Source organism: Streptomyces sp. R21 (assembly GCF_041051975.1).
GTDB lineage: Bacteria > Actinomycetota > Actinomycetes > Streptomycetales > Streptomycetaceae > Streptomyces.
Genome location: NZ_CP163435.1, coordinates 3,654,473 through 3,673,862, shown reverse-complemented (window position 1 = coordinate 3,673,862; position 19,390 = coordinate 3,654,473). Strand labels below are relative to the sequence as shown.

21 protein-coding genes are annotated in these 19,390 nt (G+C 71.8%); 14 read left to right on the top strand and 7 right to left on the bottom strand.

Annotation, left to right across the window (positions count from 1 at the left end):
• Positions 1–5: 5 nt before the first annotated feature.
• Both AB5J56_RS16375 and AB5J56_RS16370 read left to right on the top strand, forming a co-directional pair.
• Positions 6–1,226: a sensor histidine kinase gene (locus tag AB5J56_RS16375; RefSeq protein ID WP_369233465.1), complete on the top strand. Its 1,221-nt coding sequence runs from the start codon at positions 6–8 to the stop codon at positions 1,224–1,226.
• The gene (locus AB5J56_RS16370) at positions 1,223–1,837 is read left to right on the top strand and encodes a response regulator (protein WP_369233464.1); all 615 of its coding nucleotides are present in this window, start codon (positions 1,223–1,225) and stop codon (positions 1,835–1,837) included. Before AB5J56_RS16375 ends, AB5J56_RS16370 begins: the two co-directional genes overlap by 4 nt.
• Positions 1,838–1,867: 30 nt before the next feature.
• On the opposite strand, the gene AB5J56_RS16365 is transcribed toward AB5J56_RS16370, so the two are convergent.
• Positions 1,868–2,722 carry a transglutaminase-like domain-containing protein gene (locus AB5J56_RS16365; RefSeq protein ID WP_369233463.1) on the bottom strand — a complete coding sequence of 285 codons (855 nt, stop codon included), beginning with the start codon at positions 2,720–2,722 and terminating at the stop codon, positions 1,868–1,870.
• Positions 2,723–2,739: 17 nt separating this feature from the next.
• On the bottom strand, positions 2,740–3,804 hold the full coding sequence (locus AB5J56_RS16360) for a GNAT family N-acetyltransferase (RefSeq protein WP_369233462.1): 1,065 nt from the start codon (positions 3,802–3,804) through the stop codon (positions 2,740–2,742).
• Between the two features lie 140 nt (positions 3,805–3,944).
• Between AB5J56_RS16360 and fdxA the strand changes: the two genes are divergently transcribed.
• Both fdxA and AB5J56_RS16350 read left to right on the top strand, forming a co-directional pair.
• Entirely contained in the window at positions 3,945–4,265 is a 321-nt protein-coding gene (gene fdxA / locus AB5J56_RS16355; protein WP_365365762.1) for a ferredoxin, read from the top strand.
• 132 nt (positions 4,266–4,397) lie between these two features.
• Positions 4,398–5,492 carry a bifunctional succinyldiaminopimelate transaminase/glutamate-prephenate aminotransferase gene (locus AB5J56_RS16350; protein ID WP_369233461.1) on the top strand — a complete coding sequence of 365 codons (1,095 nt, stop codon included), beginning with the start codon at positions 4,398–4,400 and terminating at the stop codon, positions 5,490–5,492.
• Between the two features lie 84 nt (positions 5,493–5,576).
• Here AB5J56_RS16350 and AB5J56_RS16345 read toward each other — a convergent pair whose 3' ends face one another.
• Together AB5J56_RS16345 and AB5J56_RS16340 are read right to left on the bottom strand one after the other, a co-directional pair.
• The gene (locus tag AB5J56_RS16345) at positions 5,577–6,023 is read right to left on the bottom strand and encodes an ATP-binding protein (protein ID WP_369233460.1); all 447 of its coding nucleotides are present in this window, start codon (positions 6,021–6,023) and stop codon (positions 5,577–5,579) included.
• A gap of 319 nt (positions 6,024–6,342) precedes the next feature.
• Positions 6,343–7,314 (bottom strand): heavy metal transporter, encoded by a 972-nt coding sequence (locus tag AB5J56_RS16340; protein ID WP_369233459.1) that lies wholly within the window; start codon positions 7,312–7,314, stop codon positions 6,343–6,345.
• Positions 7,315–7,411: 97 nt separating this feature from the next.
• On the opposite strand from AB5J56_RS16340, the gene dapE reads away from it, so the two are divergent.
• Both dapE and AB5J56_RS16330 read left to right on the top strand, forming a co-directional pair.
• Positions 7,412–8,491, top strand: a complete 1,080-nt coding sequence (gene dapE / locus AB5J56_RS16335) for a succinyl-diaminopimelate desuccinylase (RefSeq protein ID WP_369233458.1) — start codon at positions 7,412–7,414, stop codon at positions 8,489–8,491.
• 108 nt (positions 8,492–8,599) lie between these two features.
• A complete protein-coding gene (locus AB5J56_RS16330; protein ID WP_369233457.1) occupies positions 8,600–9,358 on the top strand; it encodes a TIGR00730 family Rossman fold protein in 759 nt (252 codons plus the stop codon).
• Between the two features lie 145 nt (positions 9,359–9,503).
• On the opposite strand, the gene folP is transcribed toward AB5J56_RS16330, so the two are convergent.
• Complete coding sequence (gene folP, locus AB5J56_RS16325; RefSeq protein WP_369233456.1) at positions 9,504–10,364, bottom strand: dihydropteroate synthase; 861 nt, start codon at positions 10,362–10,364, stop codon at positions 9,504–9,506.
• A 147-nt stretch (positions 10,365–10,511) separates the two neighbouring features.
• Between folP and AB5J56_RS16320 the strand changes: the two genes are divergently transcribed.
• Both AB5J56_RS16320 and AB5J56_RS16315 read left to right on the top strand, forming a co-directional pair.
• A complete protein-coding gene (locus tag AB5J56_RS16320; RefSeq protein ID WP_369233455.1) occupies positions 10,512–10,880 on the top strand; it encodes a DivIVA domain-containing protein in 369 nt (122 codons plus the stop codon).
• A complete protein-coding gene (locus AB5J56_RS16315) occupies positions 10,877–11,455 on the top strand; it encodes a DNA-3-methyladenine glycosylase I (protein WP_369233454.1) in 579 nt (192 codons plus the stop codon). Before AB5J56_RS16320 ends, AB5J56_RS16315 begins: the two co-directional genes overlap by 4 nt.
• Before the next feature lie 26 nt (positions 11,456–11,481).
• On the opposite strand, the gene AB5J56_RS16310 is transcribed toward AB5J56_RS16315, so the two are convergent.
• Positions 11,482–12,288, bottom strand: coding sequence for an enoyl-CoA hydratase/isomerase family protein (locus AB5J56_RS16310; protein WP_369233453.1), 807 nt, complete (start codon positions 12,286–12,288; stop codon positions 11,482–11,484).
• A gap of 363 nt (positions 12,289–12,651) precedes the next feature.
• Here AB5J56_RS16310 and AB5J56_RS16305 point away from each other — a divergent pair, with 363 nt between their 5' ends.
• Complete coding sequence (locus AB5J56_RS16305; RefSeq protein ID WP_003966491.1) at positions 12,652–12,819, top strand: DUF3117 domain-containing protein; 168 nt, start codon at positions 12,652–12,654, stop codon at positions 12,817–12,819.
• Positions 12,820–12,974: 155 nt separating this feature from the next.
• On the opposite strand, the gene AB5J56_RS16300 is transcribed toward AB5J56_RS16305, so the two are convergent.
• Positions 12,975–13,673 carry an O-methyltransferase gene (locus tag AB5J56_RS16300; protein WP_369242579.1) on the bottom strand — a complete coding sequence of 233 codons (699 nt, stop codon included), beginning with the start codon at positions 13,671–13,673 and terminating at the stop codon, positions 12,975–12,977.
• 237 nt (positions 13,674–13,910) lie between these two features.
• Here AB5J56_RS16300 and sigE point away from each other — a divergent pair, with 237 nt between their 5' ends.
• From sigE to AB5J56_RS16275, 5 genes are all read left to right on the top strand, one after another.
• The gene (gene sigE, locus AB5J56_RS16295; RefSeq protein WP_369242577.1) at positions 13,911–14,612 is read left to right on the top strand and encodes an RNA polymerase sigma factor SigE; all 702 of its coding nucleotides are present in this window, start codon (positions 13,911–13,913) and stop codon (positions 14,610–14,612) included.
• Positions 14,609–15,562: a zf-HC2 domain-containing protein gene (locus tag AB5J56_RS16290; protein WP_369233452.1), complete on the top strand. Its 954-nt coding sequence runs from the start codon at positions 14,609–14,611 to the stop codon at positions 15,560–15,562. Before sigE ends, AB5J56_RS16290 begins: the two co-directional genes overlap by 4 nt.
• A gap of 137 nt (positions 15,563–15,699) precedes the next feature.
• Positions 15,700–17,802 (top strand): trypsin-like peptidase domain-containing protein, encoded by a 2,103-nt coding sequence (locus AB5J56_RS16285; protein ID WP_369233451.1) that lies wholly within the window; start codon positions 15,700–15,702, stop codon positions 17,800–17,802.
• Positions 17,803–17,999: 197 nt separating this feature from the next.
• The gene (locus AB5J56_RS16280; RefSeq protein WP_369233450.1) at positions 18,000–18,473 is read left to right on the top strand and encodes a sec-independent translocase; all 474 of its coding nucleotides are present in this window, start codon (positions 18,000–18,002) and stop codon (positions 18,471–18,473) included.
• A 227-nt stretch (positions 18,474–18,700) separates the two neighbouring features.
• Entirely contained in the window at positions 18,701–19,357 is a 657-nt protein-coding gene (locus tag AB5J56_RS16275) for a hypothetical protein (RefSeq protein WP_369233449.1), read from the top strand.
• Positions 19,358–19,390: the final 33 nt, after the last annotated feature.

Genomic DNA, 19,390 nt, shown 5'->3' with positions numbered 1-19,390 from the left:
ACGCCATGACCGAGGATCAGTGTTCCGACGAAGACCGGACGGAGCGGCTGACGCGCATGGGGCAGCCGCCCCGCAACGGGCGCGAATTCCTGCGCAAGACCCTGTGGATCGGCGTCTGGCTCGTCTTCCTCAGCGCGCCGGTCCACGATCTGGTCTCCGGGCACCACACGACCGGCGGCACGGTGGCCGGCTGGCTGGGCCTCGCGGCCTTCGTCGGGATCTACCTGTCGCTGGTCTTCAGGAACATGGGCAGCAGGCAGTTCTCCGGGCGGCTCGTCATCGGGTACATCCTCGTCCTCGGCGCGCTAGCCGTCCTGCTGACCTACACGCTCGGCTCCCCGTGGCTCGGCCTCTTCTGCTACGTCTCCGTCGCCTGCGGGTCGACCCTCCCGCTGCGGAGCGCGAACTGGGCGGTCCCGGCGACGGCCGGTGTGATGCTGCTCGTGGGGCTGCACGTCGGGGAGAAGGACGCGTGGGACCTGGTCCTGCTGGTGCTGCTCATCGGCTTCGCGATGACCGGTGTCTCGCAACTGGTGCGCACGACCGTCGAGTTGCGCAAGGCCCGCGCCACGGTCGCCCAACTCGCCGCGAACGAGGAACGGCTGCGGCTCGCCCGGGACCTGCACGACCTCCTCGGCCACTCGCTCTCGCTGATCACCCTGAAGAGCGAGCTGGCCGGCCGGATGCTCCCCGACCACCCCGACAAGGCGGCCCAGCAGGTCGCCGACATCGAGAACGTCAGCCGCCAGGCCCTGGTCGACGTCCGCGAGGCCGTCACCGGCTACCGGCGCCCCCGCCTGGCCGGTGAACTCGCCGGCGCCCAGGTCGCGTTGACCGCGGCAGGGGTCACCACCGAGCTGCCCGCCGAACCGGACCTCGCCGACGTCCCCGAGGAGAGCGAGTCCGCGCTGGCCTGGGTGCTGCGCGAGGCGGTCACCAATGTCGTACGGCACAGCGGGGCCCGGCGCTGCGTGGTGGAGCTGGTCCGCCGCCAGACCCTCGACGGCCCGATGCTCGAACTGTCCGTGGAGGACAACGGGTCGGGCGGCTCCGGCGGCGGCCCCGGCAACGGTCTGACCGGTCTCACCGAGCGGCTGGAGAAGGTCGGCGGGGCGCTGGAGGCCGGCCGCGTCCGGCACGGGTTCCGGCTGGTCGCACGGGTGCCGATGGCCGCGGTACGGGGCTCTGCGGGCGCGGTGGGCGACCCCGTAGGATCCGGCGCATGAGTCGTACGATCAAGGTCCTCCTCGCCGAGGACCAGTCGATGGTCCGCGAGGCACTCGCCGCCCTGCTGGGCCTCGAACCGGACATCGACGTCGTCGTCCAAGTCGCACGCGGCGACGAGGTGTTGGAGGCCGCGCGCACGCACGACGTGGACGTGGCCCTGCTGGACATCGAGATGCCCGGCAGCACGGGCATCGAGGCCGCGGCCGAGGTCCACAAGGAGCTTCCCGGCGTCAAGCTGGTCATCCTCACCACCTTCGGCCGCCCCGGCTACCTGCGCACCGCCATGGAAGCCGGCGCCGACGCCTTCCTGGTGAAGGACGCCCCCGCGGCCCAACTCGCCGCCGCCGTACGCAAGGTCCTCGCCGGCGAACGGGTCATCGACCCCACCCTCGCCGCCGCGGCCCTCGCGGGCGGCGCCAACCCCCTCACCGACCGCGAACGCGAGGTCCTCCGCGCAGCCGCAGACGGCTCCACCAACGCCGAACTGGCCAGGGCCCTCCACCTCTCCCAGGGCACCGTCCGCAACTACCTCTCGACGGCGATCCAGAAACTGGCGGTGCGCAACAGAACAGAGGCGGTACGCATCGCAAGGGAGAAGGGCTGGTTGTAGCCGCCGGGCAGGGGAGGGTGGCCGGCAAGCTCAGTTGAGCATGGCCCGCGCAGCGTGCGCCGCCCGCCGCACCCCCTCGGCCGCAGCCTCGTCCACCGCCCCCACCACCTCTGCATAAGCGTCGAGCTCCGCGGCCCCGCCGAGGAAATCCCCGCACTGAACGAGCAGCTGAGCCCGCTCATACCGCAACCGGGCAGGATGCGACGGCAGCAGCAGCGACAACTCGACCGCCCACAGGGCGACATCCGTACGCTCGGGCCGAGCCGCAGCCCACGCCCGGACGTTGTTGAGGATCCGCAGGACAACGTCCAGCGGATCGGCAGGGGTGAGCATCGACGGGTCGAGCGGGGCACCGGTGGCACCCGCCACGAGCAACTCCGCGTCGCCGCCGGTCAGCACGCGCCCCCCGGCGAAGGGATCGGCCAGCACCTGCTGCTCCGGGGGACCGAAGCCGACGACGAAGTGCCCCGGCAGTGCCACCCCGTACACGGGAGCGCCGGCCCGCCGGGCGACCTCCATCCACACCACGGAGAGCAGGATGGGCAGCCCGCGCCGCCGCCGCAGGACGGCATGCAGCAGCGACGACTCCAGCCGCTGGTAGTCGGCGGGCGAGCCGCCGAAGCCGTGGCGCTCTCCGAGGAGTTCGGCGAGGGCGATGGCCCAGGAGCGGGGGCCGCCGGGGCGGAACGGCAACTGGCCCGCCAGCTCGTCCAGTTCGATCTGCGCCGCGTCGAGCCCCGCCTCGTCCAGCGACCCGTCCGCCGTCGCCCCCAGCAGCAGGCACAGCAACGACAGATCGGGCCGCTCGGAGCGTGCCTCCTCGGCGAACCGCCGACGGCACTCGGCGGCCCGCTCGGGCTCCGGGGGAAGAGGTGGACGACGCATAGCTGGCTCGTGCCCTCTCACACCGATCGATACCGGTCGCCGCCGGGCGGCTGTGGCGCGCGATCACCGGGCGTCCGCGGCGCGCGGTAGTGGTGGTACGCGTGATGCGCCCCGAACCCCATTCCGGCGTACAGCGCCCGCGCGGCCGTGTTGTCCGTCTCCACCTGGAGCCAGGCCGCCGAGGCGCCCTCGTCCAGGGCCCGCCGGGCCAGGGCGACCATGACGGCCCCGGCCAGTCCCCGGCGGCGCTGCGCCGGGTCGACCTCCACGGCGGCGAATCCGGCCCACCGCCCGTCCACCACGCACCGCCCGATGGCGGCCGGCGCGCCACCCTCGTCACCCGGCACCGTCGCGAACCACACCGAGGGCCCGCTCCTCAGCACCTTCAGCGCGACCTCACCGAGCCCCTTGCGCTGGTAGCGGCCGAGCCACGCCTCGTCCGCCTCGCGGGAGAGCACGACCTCGGGGGCCCCGGCGACCTCCCGGTCCGCGATCGGCGCGAGCGAGCCGATCCACAGCTCCGCGGTCACCTCACGCGTCCAGCCGCGCGCCTCCAGCTCCGCGCAGAGCAGTTCCTGCGTGCCCTCGGCCCCGGTGGCGGTCTGGATGTACGCGGGCAACCCGCGAGCCGCGTACCAGTCCCGTACGGCGGTCAGCGCCTCGTCCAGCGGCAGTCCCGGGTCGCCGGTCGGCAGCACCGAGTTGGCCCGCCGCGTGAAGCCGCCGGCCGCCCGCAGCTCCCAGGAGCCGAGCTGCTCGCTCTCCACCGGCCGCCAGGCCCGCGCGGAGATCCGCGCCAGTTCCTCGTACGAGGTGGCGGGCCCCCGGCGGCGCGCCGGAGCGGACGGCACGATCTTGCCCGCGACCAGCGTGGATTCCGCAATTCGGACAACCTCGCCCGTACGGCGTGTGATCGTCAGCACACCGTCGTCCCATGATGTGAGAACTCCGACCGTGTCGGTGAACTTCTCACCCTTGACGGCATGTTCATCATCTTCGTTCAGTCGCCGCACCGACACACGTTTACCCACGTCAGCAGTGGTGACACGGACCTCAAGGCGGCCGGCCGCAGAGATTTCCACAGGTCAGTTCACCCCTCCTGTTCGGATCATGCCCCGGAACGGAGATACTAGGGGCGGGCATCGACGACGCCGCGCTCCCGCGCGCCAGGCGGCGGAGCCTGAGGAGGCCCGCCAGCGCCCTATCGAGGAGGAACGACAGCGTGACCTACGTCATCGCGCAGCCTTGTGTCGACGTCAAGGACAAGGCGTGCATCGAGGAGTGCCCGGTCGACTGCATCTACGAGGGCTCCCGGTCCTTGTACATCCACCCGGACGAATGCGTCGACTGCGGAGCCTGTGAGCCGGTGTGCCCGGTCGAGGCGATCTTCTACGAGGACGACACCCCGGAGGAGTGGAAGGACTACTACAAGGCGAACGTCGAGTTCTTCGACGAGCTGGGCTCGCCCGGTGGCGCCAGCAAGCTGGGTCTGATCGAGCGCGACCACCCCTTCATCTCGGCACTGCCGCCGCAGAACCAGTAAGCGGCACGGCAAGCGCCCGAACCGCGCCGCCTCGGTCCCGTACGGCCAGATCGCCATGATCGCCGTACGGGACCGCGGTGTTTCCCCAGGCGTCCGAGCAGAACCGGGGCGCCCGAGCAGAAAGTGATCCCCGTGTCCGCAGTCTCCGACCGGCTTCCCACCTTCCCCTGGGACAAGCTGGAGCCCTACAAGGCGACCGCAGCAGCCCACCCGGACGGCATCGTCGACCTGTCCGTCGGCACTCCTGTCGATCCGGTCCCCGAGCTGATCCAGAAAGCTCTGGTCGACGCGGCCGACTCCCCGGGCTATCCCACCGTCTGGGGCACGCCGGAGCTGCGGGACGCGATCACGGGCTGGGTCGGCCGACGGCTCGGCGCACGGGACATCACGCACCGCCACGTCCTGCCGATCGTCGGCTCCAAGGAACTGGTGGCCTGGCTCCCGACGCAGCTGGGCCTCGGCCCGGGCGACAAGGTCGCCTACCCGCGCCTCGCGTACCCGACGTACGAGGTCGGCGCCCGCCTCGCCCGAGCGGACTACGTCGCCTACGACGACCCGACCGAGCTGGACCCGACGGACCTGAAGCTCCTCTGGCTCAACTCGCCCTCGAACCCCACGGGTCGCGTCCTGTCCCAGGCCGAGCTGACCCGGATCGTCGCCTGGGCCCGTGAGCACGGCATCCTGATCTTCTCCGACGAGTGCTACATCGAACTGGGCTGGGAGGCCGACCCGGTCTCGGTGCTGCACCCGGACGTGTGCGGCGGCTCGTACGAGGGCATCGTGTCGGTCCACTCCCTCTCCAAGCGCTCCAACCTGGCGGGCTACCGCGCCGCGTTCCTCGCCGGTGACCCGGCGGTCCTGCGCGACCTGCTGGAGATCCGCAAGCACGGCGGCATGATGACCTCCGCGCCCACGCAGGCGGCGGTGGTGGCCGCCCTCGGCGACGACACCCACGTCCACGAACAGCGCGAGCGCTACGCGGCCCGCCGCACCGCCCTGCGCGACGCCCTCCTCGCCCACGGCTTCCGCATCGAACACAGCGAAGCCAGCCTCTACCTCTGGGCCACCCGCAACGAGTCCTGCTGGGACACCGTCGCCCACCTCGCGACTCTCGGCATCCTCGTGGCCCCGGGCGACTTCTACGGCCCGGCGGGCGACCAGTACGTGCGCGTGGCCCTGACGGCGACGGACGAACGGGTGGCGGCGGCGGTACGACGCCTGGCGTGATCGCCACTGCTGCCGGAAACACGAGCGAGGGGTGCCCGGGGAAACAACCCTGGGCACCCCTCGCCGTAGAAAGCGGGCGGCAGCCTAGCCGAGCGGCAGCCCCTTCAGCGGCAGCTGCTCCGTCGGCAGCCCACCCTTGGTCACCGCGTCCGTCGGAAGCCCACCCCCCGTCGCGGTCTGCGCCGTGTCGCCGAGCAGCCCACCGGCCTGCCCGGCCGCGTCCCCGGCCACCTTCTGCGCGGCCGGTGTCGCCGTCTTCGCTGCCTTGCCGCCGGTCTTGCCCGCGGCGGGTACCGCCTTCTTGACCGCCTTGCTGCCGGCGTTGCCCGCGAGCCCGGTGGCGCTCTGGGCGGCACCGTCGACGGTGTTGCCGACCTGCGCCCCGTCCAGGGCGGTCAGGCCGCCGAGGTTGGGGGCGGCCGGCAGTTCGGTCGCCGCGCTGGCGGAGCCGGCCGCACCGACCCCGGCTGCCGCTCCCGCTGCGACGAGCAGCGCGACACGGGCGATCCGGCGGGTCAGGGGGAGGGACATGATGCTCCTTAGACGGGAGAGAACGAGGTCGTGCCCGATTCCGGATGCCGATCGTCGTGCTGATCGTCCGGGCTCGGACGCAGTGACTACCGCTCGAAGCCCGCGAAGGTTGCGGCGGGCCAACGTAAAGAGTTGGCAATGCGTCGCATTATCATCTGCGGATAAAAACGGGCATAAAGCGTCCGGTCAAAAAATCTGCCGAATCCTTACGGCCCTTTGTTCTCAAGGGATTCGGCGGATGCGGGAGTGAGTGAGCGAAAACCTGCGCACGGCCCGAATCCGGCACGGCGCGTGTACTCCCGAAGAGTGACGACCCGTACTACTGCCCAGTGACGATTCGGACCTCGGCGTCCGGCTTCACGCTGCCGGACTTGTCGGCGGTGGCGCGACGCCACTCGCTGTCGGTGTTCCCGGCCGTCCACTGCCGGCCCGCGTACGAGACCCGGACGATGTGCAGCGCGGACGAGTTGGCCACGGCCCAGTGCGCCAGCTCCCAGCCGCGCTGGCGGAGCGTCGTCCCGGCCGTGGTCCCCGTGGGCACGGGGACGGTCACGGTGCGGCCGTCGCCGTCGGCGCCCGTCGGCGAAGGCGACGGCGAGGTGGTGGCCCCGGCGCCCACTTCCGCGCCCGCCTCTTGCAGCACATCGCGCCCGAAGTCCCGTACGAGCGCGGCGCGCACCGAGTCCGCGCCGCCGGTCGGGTCGGCGCCGGGCCTCCCGTCGCAGGTCAGCGTGGCCGCCGCCCGGCCGGTCAGGGCCGCTGCCAGCAGCGTGGCGTCCGGCTCGTGCTTCGCGTACGCCTGCGGATAGCCGCTGCGCTGCACGCGCTGCGCGGCGACCGTGAGCGGCAGCCGCGAGTAGCCGGTCACCTTGGCCAGGTGCTCGTAGAAGACACCCGCCGCGTACGTCGGGTCCATGATCTGCTTCTTCGTGCCCCAGCCCTGCGAGGGCCGCTGCTGGAACAGGCCGAGCGAATCGCGGTCGCCGTGCTGGATGTTGCGCAGTCCCGACTCCTGGAGGGCGGTGGCGAGCGCGATGGTGACAGCGCGCTCGGGCATGCCGCGCGCGGTGCCGACCGCCGAGATCGTCGCCGCGTTCACCGCCTGTTCCGGCGCGAACTCGAACGACGCCCCGTCACCCTTGCCGGAGACGACCTCGCAGCGCGGCGCACCGGTGCCACCGGTGACGTACTGCACCGCGAGATAGCCCGCGAGGGCGAGCAGGACCACGACGGCCGCCCCGGAACGGAGGAGGCGGCCGCGCCGGAAGGAGGAGGGTGACGGCTCTGGCACGACGTACAAGGTACTGGAGGGCGCTGTCGGCGCTCCCGGGCCCTGTGGACAACCCTGGAAACCGGCCCCGGCGGCCCGGGGCATTAGGGTCGAGGCCATGGCCGATACCCCGCTTGACCTCGCGCTGGACGCCGCGCAGCTCACCGCGCAGCTCGTCGACTTCCCCTCTCAGAGCGGCAGCGAGAAGCCGCTCGCGGACGCGATCGAGACGGCGCTGCGCGCCCTGCCGCACCTGACGGTGGACCGCTACGGCAACAACGTCGTGGCCCGCACCGACCTGGGCCGCGCCGAGCGCGTGATTCTCGCCGGGCATATCGACACGGTCCCGATCGCGGGCAACGTCCCCTCGCGCCTCGACGAGGACGGCGTTCTGTGGGGCTGCGGCACCTGCGACATGAAGTCCGGCGTCGCGGTCCAACTGCGCATCGCGGCCACCGTCCCCGCCCCCAACCGCGACCTCACCTTCGTCTTCTACGACAACGAAGAGGTCGCCGGACACCTCAACGGTCTGAAGCATGTGTCGGAGGCCCACCCCGACTGGCTGGCGGGTGACTTCGCGGTCCTCCTGGAGCCGACCGACAACGAGGTGGAGGGCGGCTGCCAGGGCACCCTGAGGGTGTTCCTGAGGACCAAGGGGGAGCGGGCGCACTCCGCGCGCGCGTGGATGGGCTCCAACGCGATCCACGCGGCCGCCCCGATCCTGGCCAGGCTGGCCGCCTACGAGCCGCGCAGGCCGGTCGTGGACGGCCTCCAGTTCCACGAGGGCCTCAACGCCGTACGCATCGAGGGCGGCGTGGCCACCAACGTCATCCCCGACGCGTGCACCGTCGTCGTCAACTTCCGCTACGCGCCCGACCGCAGCGAGGAGGAGGCCGAGGCCTTCGTCCGCGACTTCTTCGCCGACTGCGGTGTGGACGAGTTCGTCGTCGACGACCACACCGGCGCCGCCCGCCCCGGTCTCGACCATCCCGCGGCCGCGGCCTTCATGGCGGCCGTGGGCGGCGTGGCCCGTCCCAAGTTCGGCTGGACGGACGTCGCCCGCTTCAGCGCGCTCGGCGTGCCCGCGGTGAACTACAGCCCCGGCAACCCGCTCCTCGCCCACAAGGTCGACGAGCGCGTCCAGGCCTCCCTGATCCCGCAGGCCGAGGAGAAGCTGCGGTCCTGGCTGACGTCCTGACCCCGGTGTGCGCAGCGGCGGTTCATGGCGGACATGCTCACGTCCCCCCTCCGTAACCCGCGTGGATCTACGCTGGGGAGGAACCATCGCCGAGCGGAGGGAGCGCACATGGCTACCGGAAACCCCGAGGGCTCGAAGCAGCCACCGGAGGAGCAGCGGCTCGGCCCCGTGCTGCGCAGGCGGGACCAGGTGCAGTCGAGCACCACCGACCAGCGTCTCCTCGACGCGGGCGGCCCCTCCGACTGGGTGCACACCGACCCCTGGCGGGTCCTGCGCATCCAGTCGGAGTTCATCGAGGGCTTCGGCACCCTGGCCGAACTCCCGCCCGCGATCAGCGTGTTCGGCTCGGCCCGCACACCGGTGGACTCCCCGGAGTACGACGCGGGTGTTCAGCTCGGACGCGGCCTGGTGGAGGCCGGCTTCGCCGTCATCACCGGCGGCGGCCCCGGCGCCATGGAAGCCGCCAACAAGGGCGCCTGCGAGGCGAAGGGCATCTCCGTCGGCCTCGGCATCGAGCTTCCCTTCGAGCAGGGCCTGAACCAGTACGTCGACATCGGCCTCAACTTCCGGTACTTCTTCGTCCGCAAGATGATGTTCGTCAAGTACGCGCAGGGCTTCGTGGTCCTGCCCGGCGGCCTCGGCACTCTCGACGAACTCTTCGAGGCCCTCACCCTCGTCCAGACCCAGAAGGTCACCCGCTTCCCGATCGTCCTCTTCGGCACGGAGTACTGGAGCGGCCTGGTCGACTGGCTCAGAAACACCCTCATCGCCCAGGGCAAGGCCTCCGAAAAGGACCTTCTCCTGTTCCACCTGACGGACGATGTGGACGAGGCGGTGGCGTTGGTGTCGAAGGAGGCGGGCAGGTAGTCGTTTCAGCCCGTCCGGCGCCTGAGGACGAGGCCGTTCAGGCCGACAGCGGGGGAGAGGGGGCGCAGCCCCCAGGACAACGGGACGGGTAGGGGCGGAGGGGGCGAAAAACGCGCTCCCCTGCCCCCGGCCCGTCGGCCCGCCGCTAGGCGAGCCCGCGCCGGGCAACCGCCGGAGGCCGGTGCCCGGCGATGGACGCGACCATGTCGAGCACCTGCCGGGTTTCCGCGACCTCGTGGACCCGGTACACCTGCGCCCCCAGCCACGCGGACACCGCGGTCGTCGCCAGCGTCCCCACCACCCGCTCCTTCACCGGTTTGTCCAACGTCTCGCCCACGAAGTCCTTGTTGGACAGCGAGACCAGCACCGGCCACCCCGTGTCGACCATCTCGCCCAGCCGCCGCGTCGCCTCAAGACTGTGCCGCGTGTTCTTCCCGAAGTCGTGCCCGGGATCGATCATCACGGACTCCCGGGGCACCCCGAGCGAGACGGCCCGCTCGGCGAGTCCGAGGGTGACCCGCAGGATGTCGGCCATGACATCGTCGTACGTCACCCGATGCGGGCGCGTACGAGGCTCGGACTCACCGGCGTGCGTGCACACGAGCCCCACCCGGTACCGCGCGGCGACCTCCGCCAGCCGCGGATCCACCCCGCCCCAGGCGTCGTTGAGGAGATCGGCCCCGGCCTCGCACACGGCCTCGCCGACCTCGTGCCGCCAGGTGTCGACGCTGATGACCACGTCGGGGAAGCGGCGCCGCACCTCGGCGACGAAGCCGACCGTCCGCCGCGCCTCCTCCTCGGCGGTCACCTCTTCGCCCGGACCGGCCTTGACCCCGCCGATGTCGATGATGGCGGCGCCCTCGGCGACCGCCTGCTCCACGCGCGCGAGGGCGGGCTCGTCGCGGAAGGTGGCCCCCTGGTCGTAGAAGGAGTCCGGGGTCCGGTTCACGATCGCCATGATCACCGGCTCGTGCGCGTCGAATTCACGCCTGCCCAGCCTGAGCATCCCCTGTGACCTCTCCTAGTACATGCAGCTGATGGGCCGCCTGCGACCTTAACTGTCAGACTCGCATGGCACGATCGGAGCCTGACACTTTCGACACCTTCCATGCCGACGCGCTCGCGTCGGCACCGACGCGTGGGGACCTCAGCGATGTTCATGTTCTTGTTCCTGGTCGTCGCGCTCGCCGTCGTGGTCGCCGCGGTGACCCTGGCCGTGGTCGGCGGCGGCGAGAGCGCGCCCCTGCCCGAGGCGGCGCCCGAGCGGCTCCACGACCCGCTGCCCGAGGACCGGCCGGTCAACCGCGCGGACGTGGACAGCCTGCGCTTCCCACTCGCCGCCCGCGGTTACCGCATGGCGGACGTCGACGACGCGCTCGGCCGCCTGGGCGCCGAGATCGGCGAGAGAGACGCCCGGATCTCCGACCTGGAGGCTGCGCTCGCCGGCGCCCGGGCGACCACCGCACCCTCGCTGGAGAAGCACGGGGAGCACGGCGGGCGCGTGGAGGACGAGCAGCGGTGAGCGACGCACTCGCGGGTTCCGACGGCGCGCTGCGCTGCCCCTGGGCCCTGTCGACCGAGGACTACGTGTCGTACCACGACGAGGAGTGGGGCCGCCCGGTCCACGGCGACGACGAGCTGTACGAGCGGCTGTGCCTGGAGGCCTTCCAGTCCGGCCTGTCCTGGATCACCATCCTGCGCCGCCGCCCGGGCTTCCGGGCCGCCTTCGCCGACTTCAGGATCGCCTCGGTGGCCGCCTTCACGGACGCCGACAAGGAGCGCCTCCTCGCGGACGCGGGCATCATCCGCAACCGCGCCAAGATCGAGGCGACGATGGCCAACGCGCGCGTGCTGGCCGCGTGGGCGCCGGGCGAGCTGGACGAGCTGATCTGGTCCTTCGCCCCGGACCCGGCCGGGCGCCCGGCGCCGAAGTCCCTCGCGGACGTTCCCGCCGTCACCGACGAGTCGACCGCCCTGTCCAAGGCGCTCAAGAAGCGCGGCATCCGCTTCGTCGGCCCGACCACGGCGTACGCGCTGATGCAGGCGTGCGGCCTGGTCGACGACCACCTGGCGGACTGCGTGGCCCGGGGGCGCTGAATCCCGGGCCACCGCCACCATGGGCGCTAGCGCCCGAGGTACTTCGGCTTCTCCTTGGCGAGGAACGCGTTCACCGCGATCATGTGGTCCTCGGAGGAGCCGGCGCGGGTCTGCAGTTCGTCCTCCTTCTCCAGCGACTCGTCCAGGGAGTGCGAGAGGGCGTAGGCGAGGGACTCCTTGAGCGCGGCGTACGCCAGGGTCGGGCCCTCGGCCAGCGCGCGGGCCACCTTCGCGCCCTCGGCGGCCAGCTCGGCGGAGGGCACGAGCCGGTTGGCGATGCCCAGGTCGTAGGCCTCCTGGGCGGTGATGCTGCGGGGGAAGAGCAGCAGGTCGGCGGCGCGGCTCGGGCCGATGACCCGCGGCAGCGTCCAGGAGATGCCCGAGTCGGCGGTCAGAGCGACCCCGGCGAACGAGGTGTTGAAGGACGCCGTGTCCGCGACGACCCGGTAGTCCGCGGCGAGCGCGAAGCCGAAACCGGCCCCGGCCGCGACGCCGTTCACCGCCGCCACCACCGGCTTCGCCGCACCGGTCAGGGCGCGCACGATCGGGTTGTAGTGCTCCTGCACGGTGCTCATGACGCCCTCGCTCGCGCCCGACTCACGCGCCGCGAGCAGCCCGCCGACGTGCTCCTTGAGGTCCTGGCCCACGCAGAACGCCCGGTCCCCGGCCGCGGTCAGCAGCACGGCCCGCACCGAGTCGTCGGCAGCGGCCGCCTGCGCCGCGTCCCGGAAGGCGACCTTCGCCTCGACGTTCATCGCGTTCATCGCCTCGGGGCGGTTCAACGTGATCGTCGCGAGCCCGTCGCTCACCTCGTAGAGCACGGTGTCGGCCATGGTGGGTCCCCTCGGTGTCGCGGCTCCGTCGTACCCGTCGGTACGTCCTCGGTCTGAGGACAGCATGGCGGAGATCACGGCGCGTGGAGCGGGCGGGACATGTGACCTGCGTCAAAGAATTCCGGTCTCGGGAAGTCGATGAGGCGGCGCAGTATCGCAGTCACATCGCCGAATTGAGTGGTTTTGCTCAAGCGCGTTGCGCAAGCGATGCCGACTGATGTTGGTCATCGGGTCCTGAGATGCGGGATAATGGCCTGGAAGCAATGTGTTCGATGCCGGTGACGTGTGTCCTATGAGGGGACGTGCGTGCCCTTTCAGGGGGCCGTCGGCGACGATGAGCTGGTTTCAGGAAGGGGAACGAGCATGGCGGCCATGAAGCCGCGGACGGGCGATGGCCCGCTCGAGGTGACCAAGGAGGGGCGGGGCATCGTCATGCGCGTTCCGCTCGAAGGCGGCGGTCGGCTCGTCGTCGAGCTGACCCCTGACGAGGCCGACGCGCTCGGCGACGCCCTCAAGAAGGTCGTCGGCTGACGCGGAACGCGACCATACCTCTTCAGCTGCCCCGGCACCGTCACAGGTGCCGGGGCAGTTGTCGTTCCAGGGGCGCGTCATGGCCGTACTCTGAGGTGTTTGTGCTGGTCAGGGCAGTGTGAAGCGGGCCCGTGCGGTGGGATCGCCGGCCGTTCTCAGCGCTTGACCGCGCACAGCAGGCCGTCGCCCACCGGCAGCAGCGAGGGGACCAGCTCCTGGCTCTCGCGCACCGCGCGCAGCAGCTCGCGCAGCCGTCCGACCTCCGCGGGCTGTGGTCCCGAGTCGACCGTACGGCCGTCCGCGAAGACGCCCTCGAAGACCACGAGCCCGCCCGGGCGCAGCAGGCGCAACGATTCAGCGAGGTAGTCCAGGCACTCCAGACGGTCGCCGTCGCAGAAGACGAGGTCGTATCCGGCGTCCGCGAGGCGGGGCAGTACGTCCAGGGCGCGGCCGGGGATGAAGCGGGCTCGGTTGCTGGCGAAACCGGCGGCGCGGAAGGCCTGGCGGGCGAACTGCTGGCGCTCCGGCTCCGGATCCACGGTGGTCAGTACCCCGTCCGGCCGCATGCCGTGCAGCAGATGAATCCCGGAGACGCCGGTGCCGGTGCCGATCTCCGCGACCGCTTTGGCGTCCACCGTGGCGGCGAGCAACCGCAGCGCGGCGCCCGTGCCGGGAGACACCGAGCGCAGGCCTGCCTCGCGAGCCCGGTCGCGGGCCCAGCGCAGCGCCTCGTCCTCGGCGACAAAGGCGTCGGCGAACGCCCAGCTCGTCTGCCGGTTGCCGGTAATGACCCTCTCCTGTCCCCGTGGTTGCCTGGGCGTGACTGTATCCGTTGGTGCCGGGAACCCGCAGATGGGACCGGGCGTTTAGAGGGGTGGGGACAGCAGTCGCGGAATCGGTGAGGAATCAGCGGGGGGAAGCGGATGGATCAGGACGGCCGGCAGGTGCTGACGCGGGCGCGGGAGCGCACATCAAATTCTCGTAAAACCGCTTATCCGGAGCTAACGGGCGAGGTGGCTATGGTAGGGGCTCCACTGGACACCACCAGAGCCGACAGGGGAGGTGCGGCTGCGCCTGTGGATCGGGGAGGAGTGCTGCGGCGCTTCCTCAGATCAGCGGGTGAGCCGAAATCCGTGATCAACACTGCTGACAAGTTCCACACTGCTGCCGAAGCGCAGACCGCGACGTTCACCACCGACGCGGAGTCGCAGGCGTGGACTCCGCCCACCTGGGAGGAGATCGTCAGCACGCACAGCGGCCGCGTCTACCGGCTCGCCTACCGCCTGACGGGAAACCAGCACGACGCCGAGGACCTGACCCAGGAAGTCTTCGTCCGGGTCTTCCGCTCGCTGTCCACGTACACGCCGGGCACCTTCGAGGGCTGGCTGCACCGCATCACCACCAACCTCTTCCTGGACATGGTCCGCCGCAAGCAGCGCATCCGCTTCGACGCCCTGGGCGACGACGCCGCCGAGCGCCTGCCCAGCCGCGAGCCGTCCCCGCAGCAGGTCTTCAACGACGCGCACTTCGACGCGGACGTCCAGCAGGCGCTGGACACCCTCGCGCCCGAGTTCCGCGCCGCGGTCGTCCTCTGCGACATCGAAGGACTGTCGTACGAGGAGATCGCCGCGACCCTGGGCGTCAAGCTCGGTACGGTCCGCAGCCGGATCCACCGCGGCCGCTCGCAGCTGCGCAAGGCCCTCGCGCACCGGTCCCCCGAGGCCCGCGCCGAGCGCCGCACCTTCGCCGTACCGGGAATTCCCGCGCTGGGAGGAGGGGGCGCGACCGCGTGAGTGGATCACGTCCTACGCCGGCAGAGCAGCACCTGGGAGACCGACTCTCCGCCCTGGTGGACGGGGAGCTCGGTCATGAGTCGCGCGACCGCGTCCTGGCACACCTCGCCACCTGCGCCAAGTGCAAGGCCGAGGCGGACGCGCAACGACGACTGAAGAGCGTCTTCGCGGAAATGGCCCCGCCACCGCCCTCCGAGAGCTTCCTGGCCCGACTCCAGGGGCTCCCCGGAGGTGGTGACTCCGACGACGGATCCCCGCTGGGCGGGGGAGGCTTCGGCGGAAGGCTCCCCTCCGGCTCCGGTACCACCGGAGTCTTCGGAGTAAGAGGCGAACCCTTCGGCTACGTGCCTTCGGGGCCGCACGCGGGCGTCCTGCCCCCCGCCGCGCAGCGCGGTTTCCGTATCCATGACGTCAACCGCCACGAAGCCGAGCGGTCGGCCTCGCGCGGGCTGCGGTTCGCCTTCGCCGCCGCCGGTGCGGTGTCGTTGGCCGCGGTCGCGCTCGGCGGGGTGTCGGCCGGGGTTCCGGCGGACACCGCGGACGCACGGGGTGGCTCCGGGACCGGAAGCAATGTGACACCGGCGCGCACCCCGGGCGCCGGGGCCGCGACGCCCGACTCGCAGCGCCGCCGGTCCGTCGGGCCGCTGCTCGCCCAGGGCCAGCGCGGGCTCGGCGAGGCCCCGGTGGCGCCGACCGAGGTGTCCGCGCCGCTGCTGCCCGGAGTCCCCACTCCGGCGGACCGCACCCAGGCCGCCGCGCTGACCACCCCCGTGGTGGCCGGAGCCGCCGCCATGTCCCCGCTCATACGTCCGCTCACGGCCCCCCAACCGGCCGTGCTGACCGCATGGTCGGCGGCACCCGACATCACCACGCCGGGCCTGCTCGCCGCTCCGGCGCCCACCTCGTCCCCCTCTTTCTCCCCGTCCCCCTCCTCCCGCACCGTCCGCTGACCCCATCACTGCGCGACGGCCCGTGAACCTGGTTGAATCCTGGGTGAGCCGTGTCCGCCGGAGGGATCCCGGGCGCGGAGTCGACAATCTGCGGTGACCGTCGGCGAGTTGTGTCGCGGGCCAGGTGTGGGGAGAACATGAACGAGGGGAAACCCACGAAGGCGAAGTGGTGGAGCCGGCCCCGGCCGCACGGCGCGGGGACGCCCGACACCACCGTCGCCGACGGCGCCGGCGGGGGCGACTACGAGCTGGACCGTCCCGCGCCGAGCCAGGCCTCGACAGCGGTGGGCGCCGGGTCCGGCGGTGACTTCGAGCTGGAGGCTCCGGATTCCGCTCCGATACCGGCGCACCAGGAGCGTGCGGCGGGTGCGGAGACGGGTGACGTGCCGTCCGACGCGGTGCCGTCCGGCTGGGCGCCTGCCGCCGGGTCCGACGAGGGGTTCGGGCCGGACGCTGCGGCTCCGGCGCACCAAGGGCATGTTCCGGGCGCCGAGCCGGGCGACATGGCGTCCCACGAGGTGGGCGCCGTAGCGCGGCTCGAAGCCCAGGGCACGCACGCGCACGCCCCGGCGGGGCCGCACACGGGCCCCGCCGCGAGCCTTCCGGCGGACGCCGACACGACGCTCCTGACCGGTACGGACGCGGACCTCGCGCCCGGCACCGGCACAGGCCTCGTGCCCGGTTCCGACTCCGACCTCGCGCCCGGCACCGATGCGGGCCTCGCGCCCGCCACCCACACGAACCTCGCGCCCGCGGCCGACGCAAACCTCGCGACCGGTCCCGCCACCACCCCCCTCGACCGCCCCAAGCCCCTGCACGCCCCCGACCCCTACGGCACCCCTCCGTACGGTGAGCCCGGTCCATGGGCGCCCGCCCCGCCCGTCCAGCACCCGGCGGCGGGCACGCCTGCCCACGGAACGCCGGCCCACGACACCCCCGCCCCCGTACCCCTCCCGCACAGCACCCCCGCCCACGGAACCCCCGCGCCCAGCGCCCCCGTCCCCACCCCTCTTCCGAGCGCTCCGCAGCCACCCCCCACCCCCGCCCCCTGGCAGAACTACGACCCCTGGGCCGCCCCCGGCCCGCTCCAGCAGACGGGGGTCGCCGTCGCCAGCAAGGCTCAGCGGCGCAAGAGGGCGAAGAAGGCGCTGGTGCTCGGGGCGCTGGTGCTCGCGCTCGTTTCCGGAGGTGTCGGTGGCGCCGTGGGGGCCTATCTGGAGCGCAACGGTGGGCTCGGGGACGTAGAGCTGCCGCAGGCCGGTGCGGAGGCTCCGGGGCGGGCTCCGGACAGCGTGGCGGGCATCGCGGCCCGCGCGCTGCCCAGCGTCGTCACCCTGCATGTGCGCGGGAGCGACGCGGAGGGCACCGGCACCGGCTTCGTGCTCGACACCCGGGGGCACATCCTCACCAACAACCACGTGGTCGAAGCGGCCGGCACCGGCGGCGAGATATCCGTGGCCTTCAGCGGCGGCGAGACCGCCAAGGCCACCGTCGTCGGGCGCGACAGCGGGTACGACCTCGCCGTCGTCAGGGTCACCGGCGTCAGCGGGCTCAAGCCCCTGCCGCTCGGCAACTCCGACAACGTCCGGGTCGGCGACCCCGTCGTCGCCATCGGCGCGCCCTTCGACCTCGCCAACACCGTCACCTCCGGCATCATCAGTGCCAAGGAGCGGCCCATCACGGCGGGCGGCGAGGGAGCGAGCGGCAGTGACGTGTCGTACGTCGACGCCCTGCAGACCGACGCCCCGATCAACCCCGGCAACTCCGGCGGGCCGCTGCTCGACTCCAAGGCCCGCGTCATCGGCATCAACAGCGCGATCCGGTCCGCCGACAGCGGCTCCGGCACGGACGGCGGTCAGGCCGGTTCGATCGGGCTCGGCTTCGCCATCCCCGTCAACCAGGCCAAGCGCGTCGCCGAGGAGCTGATCAACACGGGCAAGGCGACCCACCCCGTGATCGGCGTGACGCTCGACATGGACTACACGGGCGACGGAGCCCGTGTCGGCCTCAAGGGCAACGACGGAGGTCCCGCGGTCACCGCGGACGGCCCCGGCGACAAGGCGGGCATCAAGTCGGGCGACGTCATCACCGAGGTCGACGGCCAGCGCGTGCACTCCGGCGAGGAGCTCATCGTCAAGACCCGCACCCACCGCCCCGGCGACCGCCTGGAACTGACTCTCCAGCGCGACGGTACGGAGAAGAAGCTCACCCTCGTCCTCGGCTCCGCCGGCGGCAACTGACATGAACTTCACAGCCGGGCGCCCGAACCCGGCTCCGAACGGCAAACATCGTGGAAAACCGGCCGTGTACACGCATCCGGAAACCCCAGGACAGTTCCGGACGGACGGGATCGCCGGGTACCGTGGACCCGGCCCGGACCACGGAAGACAAAGACCACCCGAGGGCCGAGGACCGAGGACATCGCAAGGAGCTTCAGGTGTTCAATGACATAGGACCGCTCGAGCTGGTGACGCTCGTCGTCCTCGCTGTGCTCGTCTTCGGTCCCGACAAGCTTCCGAAGATGATCCAGGACGTCACGCGCACCATTCGCAAGATCCGCGAGTTCTCGGAGAGCGCCAAGGCCGACATCCGCGAGGAACTGGGCCCCGAGTTCAAGGACTTCGACTTCGAGGACCTCAACCCCAAGACGTTCATCCGCAAGCAGCTGGACAACGACGACCTGGGGCTCAAGGAAATCCGCAACGGCTTCGACCTGAAGAAGGAGATGGCCGAGGTCGCGGACGCGGTCCACGGCCGCGAGTCGGAGTCCTTGCCCTCGTCGTCCTCCTCGTCCGACACCCCGTCGCTGCCCTCGTCCGCCACGCCCTCGAACGGCGCCGTCGACATGACGAAGAAGCCCGAGAAGCCCGAACCGGACGACCGCCCGCCCTTCGACGCGGACGCCACGTGAGCCACGCCACCTGAGCCGTAGCCACCACCGCCGTACCCACGCCATACGCGCACCTCAGACGGGTCCTGCGCGGCCGGAATCCGACGCGTGCGCGACCCACCCGCCGACCGGTTTCGCCGCTGCTCGGAGCGGTGTGGCTATGCTGCCCAGTTGTTGTGCGGACCGACAAGGACGCCCGAGGGGGGCGGGCCGCTCCGGTCCGACGAGAGCGAGGAGGCGTCCGGCAGATGGAGACGACAAGTCGGGTAGGCGCGCAGGCGCCGGCCGCGGAGGGCGGACAACAGGTCCCCTCCGCCCGGCGCACGGTCGACGGCTACCTGCTGGCGCCCTTCCCCTGGTACGGCCTTGACGAGGCCTTCACGGGACCGCGCTGGCTGATGCAGGTCGGCACCTCGGCAGACGGTGCCGTCGAGCACGGTTCGATCGGGCACGGCGACGAGCCCTCGGTGCGCAGCGAGTCGACGGAGGACAAGGAGCGCTTCGCGGTCGTGGTCACCGTCGCGGCCAGCCCCGTACGGCGCAGCGCGGACGGCACCGGCCTCCTGGAGGCCACCTCGGTGTCCTCCGCGGCCTGGCTCGCGGGCGTGGGGCTGCTGAACTTCACCTGGCCCGGCCAGATGGACCACACCCTGCGGGACGACTGGCTGGACCAGCAGACCGAGACGGCCTGGGTGCTGGCGGACGACCTGACGGGTTCCGACTGGTCCACGCTGTCGCTCCCCGTGGACGGGGTGCCGACCCCCTTCCACTACCGCGAGTCCGAGTTCGGCTGGGTCCTCGCGGGCTCCACCCAGGAAGGCGTCCACGTGGGCGCGTACGGGCGCGGCATGAGCGCGTACGGGCTCGCCTTCGCCATGGTCAAGGACATCGGGGCGTACGCGTAACAGCACGCTGTACGACGAAGGGGGCGCCGTCCC